This is a genomic window from Paenibacillus motobuensis (genome assembly GCF_039521865.1).
In the GTDB taxonomy this organism is placed as follows: domain Bacteria; phylum Bacillota; class Bacilli; order Paenibacillales; family Paenibacillaceae; genus Fontibacillus; species Fontibacillus motobuensis.
On the sequence record NZ_BAAACX010000002.1, the window covers coordinates 1 to 16,083 of the forward strand.

Genomic DNA, 16,083 nt, shown 5'->3' on the forward strand with positions numbered 1-16,083 from the left:
AATAAAGTGTTTCATTGAAAGAGCGATTAGCTCATTTTGAATCTGACTTATTTCTTAGATTTCACTGAACGTGAAACCCGCTCACTCGTTGTTCAGTTTTCAAAGATCAACTTCGTTTTCAGCGTCGCTGCGTTCTCAGCAGCAACTCTTATAATATATCACGTTCATTCCAGAAAAGCAAGAACTTTTTTTTGAAGCTTACTTTTTCAAAATTAGCGGCCGTTTGAAGCGGCGTTAATTAATATATCAAATATCCAACCTGAATACAAATTGTAATTAATTCCATATACAAATACAGAAAAGACCGGCCACCCAAGGGGCGGCCAGTCTTCGAAATACTCACTTATATATTAATGATATTACTCACCACCGAGGAAAATGTAGCGGCAAAGGATCAATACAGTCAGAATCCACATCAACCAGTGAATCTTAACTTTGTTCTTGTTAACCAAGTTGCTGAATACAGCAAGAATAACGTAAGATACGATCCCTGCCGAGATTCCGTTAGCAATACTTCCGGAGAACGGCATTAGGATAATGGTCAGGAATGCCGGGAATGCATACAGGAAATCATCCCATTCAATCGACTTCACTTGGCCCATCATCAATACACCAACTGTAATCAATGCCGGAGCCGTAGCAGCAGATGGAACTACTCCAGCCAGCGGTGCAATGAACAGAGCACAGATGAACAAGATCCCTGTAGTTACGGAAGTCAGACCTGTACGTCCACCTTCAGCAACGCCTGCAGTACTTTCTACGAAGGATGTGATCGTACTTGTACCAAGCACAGCCCCCGTACTAACGCCAACCGCGTCCACTAGCATCGCCTTACCAATCATCTTCTCGCCTTTTTCCTTATCTTCCATCAACCCTGCCCGTGTAGCTGTACCCACGAGAGTACCGAAAGTATCGAACAATTCAACAAAGGTAAAGACGAATACAATTTCGAGCAAGCCGAGCTTGAACGCACCTGCGATATCAAGTTTACCGACTGCAAGGTCGCTCAGGTTAGGGAACCAAGTTGCATGCGACAAACCGCTAACGTCTGTAACTCCCATTGGAATACCAATCAAAGTTGTTGCCACGATACCTATTAATAGAGCACCTTTTACACGCATTGCCATCAGAATAGCAATCAGGATCAAACCGATTAATGTCAATTGAACATCATGACTATGAACAAAATCACCAAAAGCAAAGTTAATTGCGCTACCAGGAATCGTAACCGATGCATCTTCAACCCCTGACAAGTTAGCGGCGATCAAATTACTCATTTTCAAACCGAGACTTGCTACGAACAAGCCAATACCAACCGTGATGGCGGCTTTAAGACTTTGCGGAACTGCAACGAGCAGCAATTGACGAACCTTCGTAATCGTGAGGATTATAAAAATGATACCGGAAATAAATACTGCGCCAAGAGCGGCTTGCCAAGTGATTTCTCCACCAGAGCTAAGGACAACGGTCATGAAGTACGCATTAAGACCCATACCAGGAGCAAGCGCAATTGGGATATTGACGAACAGTCCCATAATGATCGTAATAAGGCCTGCCCCAACCGTAGTTGCGAAGAAAACACCGTCTGCAGGAATACCAGCTCCATTAGGACCAAGGAACAACGTGTTGACGAATAAAATGTAGGCCATCGTCATAAATGTCGTAATACCCGCGATGATTTCAGTTTTTACAGTTGTTCCGTGTTCCTTAAGCTTAAAGAACCGATCCATTGTTAAATACTCCCCCTTAAAATAAGTCAGGAACGACAAAAAACCCGGGTTCTCACTAGCTTCCCAGGTCACTTGCTGAACAGAAGAAGCGCCAGTAGAACAGAAATGCCAAGTCCGTACCCGCAGCAAGCGGATTTGGACAAGCTTCTATTTATATCCGGAATCATTTCCGGTGCGCCTCTTCTTTTCGTAGCCAGATCATTTACGGTGACCTCGTAGAAACTTCCGGGCCAATTCCCGGAATTATACGAAAAAGCATATAGAAATTTGTCGATAGTTCCTGTTATAAAATCTTTAACTTGAAGACTTATTACATGGACTATTCTAGGCGCGAACGACATTCTTGTCAACATAAAAAGCGAATGTTTTTAAAGATATATGTTTTTAATGTTCGTGATTTGTCAAAAAATTAGTAATTTCTCCTATAGTATTGTTAATTTAACATGCATCCATACTACAAAATATTTAAAATAGGACGACATGTTGTCATATTTAGTGGTTTAGAATGAGGCTACATACAGTAAAAGGAGTGGTAATAATGGAACTATATATTTTAGAAAATACCCGCACGAACAATTTTATTGACCCTGACATGTACTCTAAAATTACGGGGATATGGCAGAACGTACAAGGTCGGCCCGAAGTGGCGAATATGGTGATTTACGGCGTGTACCACAATTATGAGAGTAACTACAAGGGAGATTACGACCTTTCGATCGCAACCTCTTCCTTCAATACAGCTAAGAAGCTTACCGTATCTGAGCAAGGCTATACAATTTTCAAAGTAGACCGTTCTAAAGAAAATGGCGTATTCGAGGCATGGCAGCATATTTGGGCGTTAGAGGAGAGCGGGGAGTTAGACAGAACTTACACGCTTGATTATGAAAAATACGACGTGAACGGAGAGATCGAAATCTTCATCGCTGTTAATAGAGATTAGCCACCTTTTATCCGTGCAGTGGGCCTGCGATTATATCCTCGCTGCTTGGTGCCGAAATTAAATGGGATAAGATAAAAACAAGCCTTACGAAAAAGACTTCTGCCCGAAAATAATAAAACCGTCTAGACAAAAAAAGCTCTCTTTTATGGCCAAAGCGGCCAATAAAAGAGAGCTTTTGTATCAATATCAGCTTATTCCCACTCAATCGTTGCTGGTGGTTTGGAGGTAATGTCATACACAACGCGGTTGACATTCTCTACCTCGTTAACGATACGAACAGAGATCTTCTCCAACACATCCCATGGGATACGTGCCCAGTCGGCGGTCATGCCGTCGATGGAAGTTACGGCGCGGATACCTACCGTATAGGAGTAGGTTCGCTCGTCGCCCATTACGCCTACACTCTTCATGTTAGGCAGAGCAGTGAAGTATTGCCAGATTTCGCGGTCAAGACCCGCATTGGCAATCTCTTCACGCAGGATATAGTCGGAATCACGAACGATCTTCAGTTTATCCTCCGTTACTTCGCCCAGTACGCGAATGGCCAGACCTGGACCCGGGAACGGCTGTCTCCAGACGATTTCCTTAGGCAGGCCGCACTCTTCGCCAACTTTACGGACTTCATCCTTAAACAGAGCCTTCAGCGGTTCAACTAACTCGAACTTCATGTCCTCTGGCAAGCCGCCAACGTTGTGATGGGACTTGATCGTTTGCGCAGTCGCCGTACCGCTCTCGACAATATCCGTGTACAGCGTACCTTGAGCCAAGAACTTAAAGTCATCAAATTTGCTGGATTCTTCGTCAAATACGTAAATAAACTCGTTACCGATGATTTTACGTTTTTGTTCCGGATCATCCACTCCAGCCAGCTTCGAAAGGAAGCGTTCGCGAGCATCAATCTTGACAACCTTCATGTCGAATTTTCCGACGAAAGTCTCCATAACGCTCTCAGCTTCACCTTTACGCAACAGACCATGGTCAATGAACATACAAGTAAGTTGGTCGCCGATCGCTTTATGGATCAACATAGCTACAACAGAGGAATCAACCCCGCCGCTCAATGCGCACAGTACCTTCTTGTCGCCAACTTGATTGCGAATATCTTGAATAGCATCCTCAATGAAGGTTTCCATGGTCCAGTTGCCTTCACATTTACATACTTCATATAGGAAGTTCTTGATCATCTCATTCCCGTACACAGAGTGACGAACTTCTGGATGGAATTGGACCCCGTACATTTCACGCTCGTTATTAACGAAGGCAGCGATTGGTGCAGATTCTGTCCAACCCGCCAGTGAAAAGCCCTCAGGCATTTGTGTAACATGATCCCCATGGCTCATCCATAATGTCTGTTTCGTGTCCAGCCCTTTAACCAAAGCCAGATTACGGTCAAAATCAACTTCAGATTTACCGTACTCACGTTTGTTCGCCCGCTCAACCTTGCCTCCAAGCTGTTGTGCCATCAATTGCATACCGTAGCAGATTCCGAAGATCGGAACACCGATGTCATAAATAGCCGGATCGATATGCGGAGCATCTTCTGCATATACACTAGCTGGTCCGCCCGAGAATACGATTCCCTTCGGCGCCAGCTCGCGCAGACGCTCCACTGGGGTATTATATGGTAACAATTCGCTGTACACGCCCAGGTCGCGAATCCGTCTAGCGATTAGTTGGTTATATTGTCCTCCAAAATCCAGAACGACAATGATTTCATTTGGCTTATTCATAACTGGCCTCCCTCGATTAATGACAATAATTATACGCAACGACGAAAGATGTCGTCAAGGAAGATCATGAGGGAGATAGCGGTAACGATATGCCAAATCACGGCATCGCCTCAAAAAATGCATGCTTTCTTGTCGCCCCAGTCTAACCCTTCCATAATAGAGGTTTTCCCAGTTCACTATAAAATCATCCAATTCGTTATAATTTTCTCTGCTTCCAGACTGTATCGATATCATGTACTCCCGTGCAGTCATAGCTTGTGGCTTAAGGCCAAAGCATTGGTATAGCTGACGCCAGACGATATCGGATGCCGAGAGCAACTCATCGGAATCAGGAAATTGCCGACGTGGCCTAAGGAGATGCAGGCTTAGCAGAAGCGCGTTCCTACAGAACAGCTCCCGACGATACCTCCAGAGCAACCATATGACAGCTGGTATACTGCACACCACAATGGTCCACTTGAGCAGGTCCGGTTCGATCCTTGTCCAGAGCATATTGGCCGCCATAAACAGCCCTTGCTTCATTTGTTTCGCAATCCTGCCTACTTGTTCCATGAGCATGCCCATATCAAACCTAGAGGATGTCTCTGTAATGTTCTCCTGGCCAAATACAGACAGGCTCTCAAAGCCCGGTGTTGGATCAAAGGGCACCCAGCCTAGCCCAGGAAAATAAACTTCTACCCAAGAATGCGCATCCGAATAGGAAACGTCATACTGATTACTATTTGCCGCTATAAGTTCCCCTGGAGCGAAGCCTTTGACCCATCTGGCAGGCACTCCTCCACTTCGCAGCAAGACAGTCATCGCCGTCGAGAAATGATCGCAATACCCGCTCTTGCTCTCAAATAGAAAATCATCCACGAAATCACGTCCGGATTGGGGTAACGACGTATTAAGATTGTACGTATAGTTGCTCTGTAAATAAGTCATAACCGCAGTAACTGATTCATACCGATTCAAGCCCTGCCCGACCAACTCGGTTCCTAGACTTCTAACGCGTGACGGCAATTGCTGAGGCAATTGAAGCGACTGCTGCATGGTTACCTCTTCAGGATCGATACCCGTAGCTTGCTTCAATTGGTCCAGCGTATATTGCTGCGGCTGAACCCTTACTTTATAGCCATACAGCTTCTCATTCCGCTCCAAATTGCTGAATGCCGCATTCGAGGATGCATCGTATAAGATGCCACCGCTAGCCTTCTCCTCCAGATTCTCATCGACATATAAACGTCCTATTCCTGCAGGCAGACCGCCAGTAAACAGAGGAATATTCCTGCTCTCCGGCTTAGAGAATATAACGGTCTGTTCGAAAATAGCTCCCGCCCCGCTCGTCTCTCCTGCCAAAGAACCGCTAGAAGCCGGGATTGCGAGAATATCTCTCATATTATCAAGTGAGATTCGGTCCGTGCCGGACTCCGTCCAGCCTTGTCCCGTATATACATTTTTACTCTCACCACGCCAGTATGTACGATAGGGCGAGAAAGCCGTAAAGTACCTTTCGTGCCGGAGACTCAGAGCAGACCCTAACTTTGAGTCATCCTGGCCATATCCAGACATTTTATAAGCCTGAGTTTGTCTCTCCCCGAGCCGCTCGCCGCTCCAATTCTCCCAGGCCCGGATTACATCATTCCAGGCTATCTCTTTTGCGGGCTTCACGGGAATGCGGATAGTAAGAAAGGCTGTCCCGAACAAGCCTGCCAGTAGAATAACAACACTAACGCCGAACCAAATACGCTCCATTCCTCTTGTATGCGACTGACCTACAGGATTCTGACGCTCATCCACTCCTAATTTTTGCTTCGCCATACGCGATGATTGCTGCAATGACTTCGTCTCCTGGAATTGTAGATCCCCTGTTAAAATCTGAAGCCTTCTCCGGAACAGGACTAGCTGCAAAAGCAGACCCCAGCATAAGGTGCGGACAAGTCCTGCATATATGTTCTGCTCCCCAGCTATTTCAAGCGCCAGCAAGTAAATAATTGATGCTATAAAGAACAGCATAGTGCTCTGCCGGCCAAAGGCCAATATTTGCACAGAGGATACCAACAGCGTCCAGCCGATAAGAAGCAGCAGAGCACGCGTCTCGATGCTTACCCCGTACAACCGGCCTGATTGGACAATATCAGTAATATCATTTCCTAACAGCTGAACATAACTGGAGAACCATCTTCCCCCGCTTCCCACCCCATATAGGAAGTACAGAGCCCCACTGACTAGCAAAGGGTATAGACCAAGCAGCAGGCCCTTTGGCAAGCCCAGGCAGCCGATGAACAACAGCGCGCCCGTGAGCACCATAAACAGGGTAATAACACGATAATGATCATCACCGATCAACTTCTGCAGCGGATAGAGCCATTCCGAGAACAAGGCAAATAGCAGCAAAGAGACCATGCTTCTGTTCACCACTATTTGGTGGAATGAAGCAGGGGCCCTTTCCTGTAATGGCGCAGCGAATGTCGTTAGGTTATCCCCTCTGACCCTTCCTTCCAGATTAGGCGCTGACATGTCCGTCCCCCCTGTCGTTAGACTTCGCGGGCAATAATAAAGCCAGGTCAACATAAGGGATACCCACACGCCGCAGTCGAGCTAACCATGCTCCCCTCTCCACCTCATTGCTAGAAACCGAAGTCCAGATCTCTAGCTTCACGCCCGACTCAGCCAGTTGCGTAGCTGCGGACACTAGCTCGGAAGTCATTCTTCCTGTAACCAGGGTATGGATCACTCCACTACGAGGAGTCATCACGCCAGCAGGAATCACAAGACGAGAGACTGAACGATCAGTTCTAACTCCTGCCAGCAGGTCAAGCCCTTGCCGAAGCCCCTGAAGGCCGGAGATGGTTATCGCCTCAGCGGACGATCCATAGCGAAGCTCAAGCTCACTGCCGCCGGCTTCCCAATCAGACGTCTTGGCTATCTCGTTACGAAGAAGGGCTGCAGTTGCTTGAACGGCCAGCTCAAAATTGGCCCGCACTGCCGGAACCTCCGGCTGGCTCTGCTGCGCTTCAGGCATATATGCTTTATGCCGAGTATCCAGCCATAAGCAGCGTGCTTCCTTCCCCCTCACATCTGGAATTCGGGCCAGTAGCGTTCCCGTCCTCGCGGAGCCTTTCCAATAGATACGATGTAGTGGATCACCTGGCAAATATTCACGAATACGCTCTATAGACGAACATGTCTCCATACTTCTAAGAAATGCACCTGAAGTCATCTCCTCATCACCAACGGGGTTTACCCCTTTGCCAAGGTAAGCGCCTAGATGTGAAGGATGAACATAAAGCGTATCGTCCATAACAATCCTTCGCGTCCGTTTGAAATAGCCCAGCGGGTCACCATAGCTCACGTATATCGCTTCTGCCCCATAGACCCCGCGCTGCGGATTCGTTATCACATATTTTACGGTATACTGCCTGCGGAATCCGCTTAGCAGCAAGCTCCCGCTCTCATATTCTTGATCCGGATCCATCCGTTCGGCTTGCATCGCCAGCTTGTCCCGTATAAGCAGCCATGGCACCGAAATTCCCCCGGTAGCCTTAATACGCAGAGTCACTTCTATAGGCTCCCCAGCCTCTGGCTGAAGAGGAAGCCAAGAACGCTCTATCTTAAAGGCGCGTGGTCCGAATAATAGAATGACCACGCCTTGAAATATCAGCAAGCCAAGCAGCAGGCATAGAAAGAGCAGTGCTGCTCCTCCCCGCCAAATGTATAGTGCGATCAGCAGACCCGCCGCCAGCGCACACCAGAACCCATTCCAAGCCCCTTCCCTCATGATGGGACACCCGGAGCACGATGAAATACAGGAACAGACACGCCATTTAATAAGTCGACTATGACCTGACGATGATCCAGCCCGGAGATTCTTGCTTCGCTGTTCAGCATGATCCGGTGTGCTAATACGGCTTCCGCTACCTGCTTGGCATCATCAGGCACAACATAAGTTCGTCCTTGGTAGAAGGCCATGGCCTGGCTCGCTCCCAGCCATGAGAGAGTGCCCCGCGGGCTAATGCCTAGGGAGATCTGCGGATGACGCCGGGATTTATCCGCCACTTCTACCATATATCGCTTGATTCTATCATCTACGAGAACCATTCTGACCTGACGCTGAATCCCAACAATCTCTTCCGGCAGCAATATTGGCTTCACTACTGCAGCCCGCGGGTCACTGAAGCGCCCAAGCATCTCTATCTCTTGCTCCGGTGCCGGGTAGCCGAGAGACAGTCTCATCAGGAAGCGGTCCAATTGGGCCTCCGGCAGTCGATAGGTCCCCTCATACTCCAGCGGATTCTGTGTCGCGAATAGCAAAAAAGGCTCCGGTAGGGGGCGGGTAATCCCGTCTACCGTTACCTTTCGCTCCTCCATCGCCTCGAGCAGTGCGGATTGAGTACGCGGAGCAGCCCGGTTCAATTCATCACCAAGCACGATATTGGCATGAATCGGCCCCTGCCTGAACTCGAAATATCCGGATTGTGGATGATACACCGTTACCCCGGTTACATCTGCAGGCATCAGGTCGGACGTGAACTGAATCCGTCCGAAGGTACCGCCTACGCAGTCCGCCAATGTTCTGACCAGCTTCGTCTTACCAACACCGGGTACATCCTCCAGCAATACATGCCCGCCGCATAACATCGATACGAGAATAAGTTCGATTTCCGTTCTTTTACCAACAATGACACGTTCTACCCGATTCACCAATCGCTCAAGCAGCTCTTGAGCCTGTTCTTGATTCATCTCTTCTATTCCTCCATTTCCGGCGATTCAAATCTATCAACCAGTATCGCCAGAATCTAGCGGAAATAGACCTATCGAGATATTCACTTTTGATCACGAAGTAAATCATTAAGCTATTCGGCATCGATAATTTCCCTCTGTCTTCATGGTACTAAATGGAAGACGTTTCGAACGCCCTCTGAGCTGGAATCAGTTTCGATCTCAGAAACTCTTGGTCACGACAATACATGATAATTCCAATCGATGTTTCGATATTGAATAAAACCTACTTTTTGGAAGCATTATAAATAAAATCCAAAGTTACCAAGAGTCCAAGGAGGGTTATTTAGATGGCTTATTTTGAAATTGCAACCGCTGTCCTCAGTGCTATTGGAGAACACAATGCAAAGATTAAACAAACCAATGAAATATCAGCACGAATTCTGAATCAATTAAATGACCTAAAGAAAGAAATAGTACAATATATACTTGAACACTCACTTAGTCAATATGAAGGAAAAATTGATTGGTATCACGAGTTTTATGAGCAGACAATCACTGACTATATAAACGGAGTTAAAGATGAAACAAAGACAAAAGAAAATCTAACTCAATTGTCATTCTTCTTAGGCGAAGTTATTTCAGAAATCAACAAGACCTTTATTAGTGATTTACAGTTTTATTGCAAGAAAGTTCACCCTATTCTAATCAACGCTGTTATATTCCAAATAGCTACGTATACGGAAATGAGTGTACGTTTCGGAGAGTTTACACGCGATACAGATGTAATTCAGTCACTTGATTTTCTTTTGGAAAAACATTTTTCTTATTATAAATATACTTATGATAACAGTAACATTTATCCAAATGGGACATACCTAGATCGACCAGTGTTTAATAATTTTGATTTATACAAATCGATTATTAAATTCAGAAAGGAATTGGAGCATTTAAGATTCATCAATGAAATCAATTTGAATAGTAACTTCAAATTGATTGAAACAACCGAGCGAACTGCATTTGGTAAATTTCAGTTTCATCGATGCACTCAGCATCAAATACTCGAATTAAATCAAATTAGGGTCCTGGCAGCCAATAATCAAAATGGAGAATTAGATAATCCAAGTATTTTAAAGGATGTTCATGATATCCCCGAAGAATCAACAGCAACGTTCACTGTCACTTTGAGTTCATCCATCAGTCGCCAAGCACAACTAGAGATCTGGGAGCTAACTGAATCAGGAGAAGTGATAGGTGAAGAACCAACTGTTGCGTTCCCCATTGACAATCAATGGACAACTCAAACAATTACTTACAGAAAAAAACAAATGGACACAAAACTAAGGTTTGAAATATATTGGTTTGATAAAAATGTGGACAATATTTTTATTAGAAATGCCAATATAACATTTACACAAGCGGAAGAAAGACTTCCTGATGTGCAATATCCGCATATACTTCCTATGGTCGATTCATTAGTTCTGAAATCGAGAAGTAATAACAAAATGCCGTATTTTACGATAAATCCAGACTATTCTTCAAGCATCTACTTTGCGGCAAATGATGATAAACATACATTTGAAGTCCCGAGTGTATACTACGATCTGACCATGAGTGGACTTAACGGACCAATTAAAGATTGGGAAAGGTTAAACGTAACGTTTGAATGCTTTGTCAAATCGCGGGAGAATATCGACCGGAATATCGCACTTGCGTTACATGAAGGAGAAATGAAAAACGGCAACTTTAATGCTAAAAACACTATTTCTACTGAAAAACAGGCAATTAATACAGAGTGGAAATTCTTTAGACTATCAGGTTCACGCCAGTTTAATGGATGGGTTCGGTGTGAAGTATATTGGTTTGACAGTAATGCAACTGACATAATGATTCGTTCCCCAAGAGTAAGGTACACATTAAAATAAGAAGCGATTTAGATTTAAATTGATAAACAAATTCGCATGACGAGTGGATCATTACTTTCACTCGTCTTTTTTGTTTAGCTTCGAATATGAGTAATTCAGCTTTTTACAAATCGAAGTTTCTCTTTTTTAATAAAACAAGGTAGAACCAAATTAACCTTATTAAATTAGATGTTATTAGCTATATTGTTACTACTTTATTCAGCCTTCACAAGCCGTTCCTCGGTGGTAGAGGAAGTTGAGAGAATCGGATGTCCTGTCGCCTCAAGAATGGACCGCAGCGGAACCCAAATGGCTCCGTTCTTTCTCGTAATTGAGATAGATTGAGGCTTCCCATTGCCATCGGCCAAATCGGACTCCGTTATGATCACATTTTCTAGCGTATCGACAATAACCTTAGATTCTCCCCAGGCAATAACTGCGCTACGATTCGGATGATCCCAGGTCACTTTGGCCCCCAGACGCTCCATAACTGCCCGCAGCGGAACCTGGTATTGCTCTCCCTGCAAGTCGTACTCCCCGACAGCCAGCTTCGTCCGTACGCCACCAGCCTCTACATATAGTGGCAATCCAGGACCGAACAAGGATGCGTTCGGCACAATATGACTATCAATCCATGCTTGGGATGGGGCAGACCGCGTTGTACGCTTCATCTTGTCGGAGATGGGAAAATGTACGGATGGCTGCTCCGCTGATAGCGTGCGGAACACATACCCTTGTTTTTTATAAAAATCGATAATTCCAGGAAGCGCCTTGACCGTCTCAGCGTGTCCTGCCCCATCATGCATCAGTATAATCATTTGATTCTTCAATTTATCAGGAGTACTGTTTCGTAAAATTTCCGCAGCAGGTACGCCCTTTCGCTTGGAGTCACCGCTGTCCACGTCCCAATCAAATATTTTATAGCCGGCCTGCTCCATTAAATCGAAATAGGTCTTGTCAAAATGGCCATAGGTACCGCCTGGGGCTCTAGCCAGCTCTGGACGTACTCCGGTAATCTGCCGCAGCACTTCCTCTGTCTCCTTGATCTGGCCCCAGAACACGTTGAAGCTCTGGTACAGCTCACTGTATTCATGATTATAAGTATGATTGCCAATCGTATGACCCGCCTCGACAATCCGTGTAATGACCTCTGGCATTTTCTTGGCGTTCCCCCCTAGTACAAAAAAGGTGGCAGGAACATCTTCTTTTTTCAATATTTTCAGCACTTGATCGGTTAAATTACTGGGCCCATCATCAAATGTAAGATAGACAATCTTGTCCGCTTTATCGGATTTAGGCATAGTGGCTGGCGTCTTAGCGGTCAGCGTCACCGCCCCGGTAGCCGCCTTATCTGAATCCAGTCCTGATGAATCTGACTCCAAATTGAAGCTGCTATTCACAGCAGATGCTTCTTGCCGCGACTGCATAATCTGCTCTTCATGAGCCTTACCCAGCGCCGCTTCTCCTGCCGCAGCAACTATCTGTTCCGGTGTATTCCTGTCCTCCAAGGCCCCGACCTGTTCGGAGGAATAGGCCGAAGCCTCTATAATCCCCGCCTCCCGGGAGATTAGGAGCGAGCTTACCGCAAATACCAGCACTACAAAAAGGATTGGAATCACCACAAGACTGGAAATAAATCTTCTCTTCATTTATTTCTACCTCCGCCGTTTATATGAATCATTTTGCGTCTGGTAGATTGTATGTCGTGAACTATAGAAATAGACTTTGTTTGGAAATAACAAAAAGGACGCTGCGAAAGCCCTACTTTACAGGTCTTTGCTGCGCCCTTCTTTTAAAAAAACGGATTGTTCAAACTCCCTCTTGTATTGCCTCCAGAACCTTCTCTACATGCCCCTTCACTCTGATGCCGCGCCATTCGCGGACCAGTCGTCCTTCTTCATCAATCAGAAAGGTGGAGCGAACAATGCCTTCATATTCACGACCATACATCTTCTTAAGCTGCCACACGCCGAACATCCGACAGATCTCATGGTCTGTATCCGATAGCAATAGGAACGGAAGACTCTGCTTCTCCACGAAGCGGTCATGCGACTTCACTGGATCACCACTAATACCAAGCACGACCGCATCCCGCTCGCTAATAGCACTATAATTGTCGCGGAAATCGCAGGCCTCTTGAGTACAAGCCGTAGTCATGTCCTTCGGATAGAAATAGATCACGACCTTCTGTCCGCGGAACTGACTTAAGCTTACTTCATTGCCCCCGCTAGCAGGAAGGGTGAAATCCGGAACAGGTTGTCCAAGTTCAACTGGTTGCCGATTCATAAGAAAATCCTCCTAAAAGAATACTAACTCACATAAATTGATTGTAACTCTAAAAAAAATTATAATGTATGAAGTACTGCCATCAAAATGAACTCATCGTTTTTTCTGAAAGGAACGAAATTTATATGACAAAACGAACTAAGCGAACCATCCTCTGGTCGCTGCTCGCGGTCCTGGTCATCGTTGTTGGATTTTTAGCTTATTATTTCACCGCGATTTATAACCAGGTAGACCACTTCCAGAAGACCGGCGAGGATTCTCCATTTTATCAGGTTAAACCGACGGAAACAACCAAGACCCCAGAACCGCCAAAATGGGAAGGGACTGACCGAGTCAATATTCTACTCATGGGTGTCGACGCGCGCGGTCTCAAAAAAGGCGAAATTCCACGTTCCGATACGATGCTGGTAGCCTCGCTTGATCCGGTAACCAAACGCGGGTATCTGTTCTCGATCATGCGCGACACCTATGTCAAGGTCCCTGAATATGGCATGAATCGTATTAATACAGCGATCACTCATGGCCCTAACACAGCCATGAAGACGGTCTCCGACTTGCTGGGCATTCCGATTCAATATTATGTGTATACCGACTTCCAAGGATTCATCGAACTGGTCGACGCCATCGGCGGCGTGGATTTCTATGTAGAGAAGGATATGCATTATACGAGCAAAGCGGATAATCATGAGTACGATATCGATTTGAAGCAAGGACAGCAGCATCTGGATGGCAAGACTGCGCTGCAATACGTCCGTTTCCGGCATGATGCTCTCTCGGACTTCAGCCGTACAGAACGTCAGCGTAATTTCTTGACGGCCGTGGCCAACAAGATGATCTCGACGACCTCCTTGCTGAAACTTCCGGCTATTCTGGAGAAAGTCAATCCATATATCGATACGAACCTGACGATTAACGATATGTGGAAGCTGGCCAACCTTGGCTATTCCAGCAAAATGATTGCCAGTGAGCAAATTCCGCCAATGAGCCTGCTGATCGAGAAGAATGTTGGCGGAGCTGAAGTGCTGGGCGTCAAGAGTGATGAAGAGCTCAAAGCTTATGTCCAGGAAGTATTCAATAGAACGGAAGACACTTCTACAGATGAGCAGAACAGCGGGAACGACAGCCATTCTACGACAAACGGCAGCAATAGTACGCCGAAGATTAAGAATGAAGCTGCAGATACTTCCAGCGGGCCTTGAGCCTGAGGAGACAGGCAAACCTAGATCCTATGCTCTGGAAGTTCTATTACCTACTGTGAAAGGAAGTTACTCATCATGAATAGGAAACAATCCGAAGTACTATATGAAGAAGCGCTTCAACATATCGTAGGCGGCGTCAACAGCCCCTCCCGCTCTTTCAAAGCGGTTGGGGGCGGGGCGCCCGTCTTTATGAAGAAGGCCGAAGGCGCCTACTTCTGGGATGTCGATGGCAACCGTTATGTCGACTACCTGGCCGCATATGGCCCAATTATTACTGGACATGCCCATCCGCATGTCACGAAGGCAATTACTGAAGCTGCGGCTAACGGAACGCTCTATGGTACGCCTACCGAGCTTGAAATCCAGCTTGCAGTAATGCTGAAGGAAGCAATCCCTTCGATGGATAAGGTCCGCTTCGTCAATTCCGGTACAGAAGCCGTTATGACGACGATCCGCGTAGCCCGCGCCTATACCGGTCGCAACAAGATTATCAAGTTCGCTGGCTGCTATCATGGCCATTCCGACCTTGTGCTCGTTGCTGCAGGCTCTGGTCCATCCACGCTTGGTATTCCAGACAGCGCTGGTATCCCGACAAGCATCGCCCATGAAGTCATCACCGTTCCATTCAACGATGCCACCGGATTGCAGGAAGCTCTGAAGAAATGGGGCGACGACGTCGCGGCTGTCATGATCGAGCCTATCGTCGGCAACTTCGGGATGGTCATGCCGAAGCCTGGTTTCCTTGAGGATGTATGCCGGCTGACACATGAGTACGGCGCGCTCGTTATATACGATGAGGTCATCACGGCCTTCCGTTTCCATTACGGCTCCGCCCAGACTTATGCGGGACTGGATAACCACGATGCGATCAAGCCGGATCTGACCGCACTAGGCAAGATTATCGGCGGCGGCCTGCCTATCGGCGCTTATGGCGGCAGCAAAGAGATCATGGAGAAGGTCGCTCCGCTCGGCCCGGCTTATCAAGCCGGAACGATGGCTGGCAACCCGGCTTCCATCTCCGCAGGTATCGCTTGTCTCGAAGTACTGCAGGATCCTAAAGTATATGAGGAGATGAATCGCCTCACTGTGAAATTGACCGATGGCCTGGCTGAGTCCGCCAAGCGGCATGGAGTGCCATTGAACATCAACCGTATTCGCGGCTCCTTCTCGACGCATTTCTGTGACCATCCGGTAACGAACTATGACGAGGCCCAAGATACGGATGGCGAAGCATTTGCCGCCTTCTTCCGGGCTATGCTGAATCGTGGCGTTAATCTGGCTCCATCCAAATTTGAAGCCTGGTTCCTGACGACGGCTCATACCGAAGCAGACATTGATTTCACACTTGAGGCAGCTGAAGCTTCCTTCAAGGAAATCGCCGGCAAATAAAGGATATCATCCATTAAGCCCTCTGCGGCCCAGGTATTTTTCCTTGGACTGCAGGGGGCTATTTTATGGTGTAAAGTGTTAAGTCCTATCAAAAAAATCGGGCGTCCCTGTGGACGCCCTTTAATCTCTGAAGAAGCTTGCGGTTTTGCAACTCACTCTAACGAAACGTGGTATCGCTATTCAGGCCCAAATGAGCTTCGA

Annotated in this window: 11 protein-coding genes and 1 riboswitch; of the genes, 4 read left to right on the forward strand and 7 right to left on the reverse strand. The window is 46.7% G+C overall.

All coding sequences use genetic code 11. The features are described from left to right. Window positions 1–359: 359 nt before the first annotated feature. Window positions 360–1,730, reverse strand: coding sequence for an NCS2 family permease (locus ABD014_RS00070; RefSeq protein WP_343855732.1), 1,371 nt, complete (start codon window positions 1,728–1,730; stop codon window positions 360–362). Between the two features lie 170 nt (window positions 1,731–1,900). After that, window positions 1,901–2,001, reverse strand: a riboswitch (purine riboswitch). A gap of 267 nt (window positions 2,002–2,268) precedes the next feature. Here ABD014_RS00070 and ABD014_RS00075 point away from each other — a divergent pair. Beyond that, on the forward strand, window positions 2,269–2,670 hold the full coding sequence (locus ABD014_RS00075; protein WP_343855734.1) for a GyrI-like domain-containing protein: 402 nt from the start codon (window positions 2,269–2,271) through the stop codon (window positions 2,668–2,670). Between the two features lie 191 nt (window positions 2,671–2,861). Here ABD014_RS00075 and guaA read toward each other — a convergent pair whose 3' ends face one another. From guaA to ABD014_RS00095, 4 genes are read right to left on the reverse strand one after another with little or no spacing between them, the layout of a single operon-like run. Next, window positions 2,862–4,400: a glutamine-hydrolyzing GMP synthase gene (gene guaA / locus ABD014_RS00080; RefSeq protein ID WP_343855736.1), complete on the reverse strand. Its 1,539-nt coding sequence runs from the start codon at window positions 4,398–4,400 to the stop codon at window positions 2,862–2,864. Between the two features lie 54 nt (window positions 4,401–4,454). Next, complete coding sequence (locus ABD014_RS00085) at window positions 4,455–6,902, reverse strand: transglutaminase-like domain-containing protein (protein WP_343855739.1); 2,448 nt, start codon at window positions 6,900–6,902, stop codon at window positions 4,455–4,457. Beyond that, a complete protein-coding gene (locus ABD014_RS00090) occupies window positions 6,889–8,163 on the reverse strand; it encodes a DUF58 domain-containing protein (protein ID WP_343855742.1) in 1,275 nt (424 codons plus the stop codon). Before ABD014_RS00090 ends, ABD014_RS00085 begins: the two co-directional genes overlap by 14 nt. Beyond that, complete coding sequence (locus ABD014_RS00095; protein WP_343855744.1) at window positions 8,160–9,125, reverse strand: AAA family ATPase; 966 nt, start codon at window positions 9,123–9,125, stop codon at window positions 8,160–8,162. Before ABD014_RS00095 ends, ABD014_RS00090 begins: the two co-directional genes overlap by 4 nt. Window positions 9,126–9,454: 329 nt before the next feature. Between ABD014_RS00095 and ABD014_RS00100 the strand changes: the two genes are divergently transcribed. Further along, on the forward strand, window positions 9,455–11,029 hold the full coding sequence (locus tag ABD014_RS00100) for a hypothetical protein (protein WP_343855747.1): 1,575 nt from the start codon (window positions 9,455–9,457) through the stop codon (window positions 11,027–11,029). Between the two features lie 194 nt (window positions 11,030–11,223). On the opposite strand, the gene ABD014_RS00105 is transcribed toward ABD014_RS00100, so the two are convergent. Together ABD014_RS00105 and bcp are read right to left on the reverse strand one after the other, a co-directional pair. Continuing rightward, a complete protein-coding gene (locus ABD014_RS00105; protein ID WP_343855751.1) occupies window positions 11,224–12,657 on the reverse strand; it encodes a polysaccharide deacetylase family protein in 1,434 nt (477 codons plus the stop codon). 160 nt (window positions 12,658–12,817) lie between these two features. Continuing rightward, complete coding sequence (bcp, locus tag ABD014_RS00110) at window positions 12,818–13,294, reverse strand: thioredoxin-dependent thiol peroxidase (protein ID WP_343855755.1); 477 nt, start codon at window positions 13,292–13,294, stop codon at window positions 12,818–12,820. 125 nt (window positions 13,295–13,419) lie between these two features. On the opposite strand from bcp, the gene ABD014_RS00115 reads away from it, so the two are divergent. Both ABD014_RS00115 and ABD014_RS00120 read left to right on the forward strand, forming a co-directional pair. Further along, entirely contained in the window at window positions 13,420–14,493 is a 1,074-nt protein-coding gene (locus tag ABD014_RS00115) for an LCP family protein (protein ID WP_343855757.1), read from the forward strand. A 75-nt stretch (window positions 14,494–14,568) separates the two neighbouring features. Further along, the gene (locus tag ABD014_RS00120; RefSeq protein ID WP_343855761.1) at window positions 14,569–15,882 is read left to right on the forward strand and encodes a glutamate-1-semialdehyde 2,1-aminomutase; all 1,314 of its coding nucleotides are present in this window, start codon (window positions 14,569–14,571) and stop codon (window positions 15,880–15,882) included. Window positions 15,883–16,083: the final 201 nt, after the last annotated feature.

Bases quoted from the DNA above. Each gene is read 5' to 3' on its own strand.
- ABD014_RS00070 (WP_343855732.1), bottom strand. From the start codon at position 1,730: ATGGATCGGTTCTTTAAGCTTAAGGAACACGGAACAACTGTAAAAACT.
- ABD014_RS00075 (WP_343855734.1), top strand. From the start codon at position 2,269: ATGGAACTATATATTTTAGAAAATACCCGCACGAACAATTTTATTGAC.
- guaA (WP_343855736.1), bottom strand. From the start codon at position 4,400: ATGAATAAGCCAAATGAAATCATTGTCGTTCTGGATTTTGGAGGACAA.
- ABD014_RS00085 (WP_343855739.1), bottom strand. From the start codon at position 6,902: ATGTCAGCGCCTAATCTGGAAGGAAGGGTCAGAGGGGATAACCTAACG.
- ABD014_RS00090 (WP_343855742.1), bottom strand. From the start codon at position 8,163: ATGAGGGAAGGGGCTTGGAATGGGTTCTGGTGTGCGCTGGCGGCGGGT.
- ABD014_RS00095 (WP_343855744.1), bottom strand. From the start codon at position 9,125: ATGAATCAAGAACAGGCTCAAGAGCTGCTTGAGCGATTGGTGAATCGG.
- ABD014_RS00100 (WP_343855747.1), top strand. From the start codon at position 9,455: ATGGCTTATTTTGAAATTGCAACCGCTGTCCTCAGTGCTATTGGAGAA.
- ABD014_RS00105 (WP_343855751.1), bottom strand. From the start codon at position 12,657: ATGAAGAGAAGATTTATTTCCAGTCTTGTGGTGATTCCAATCCTTTTT.
- bcp (WP_343855755.1), bottom strand. From the start codon at position 13,294: ATGAATCGGCAACCAGTTGAACTTGGACAACCTGTTCCGGATTTCACC.
- ABD014_RS00115 (WP_343855757.1), top strand. From the start codon at position 13,420: ATGACAAAACGAACTAAGCGAACCATCCTCTGGTCGCTGCTCGCGGTC.
- ABD014_RS00120 (WP_343855761.1), top strand. From the start codon at position 14,569: ATGAATAGGAAACAATCCGAAGTACTATATGAAGAAGCGCTTCAACAT.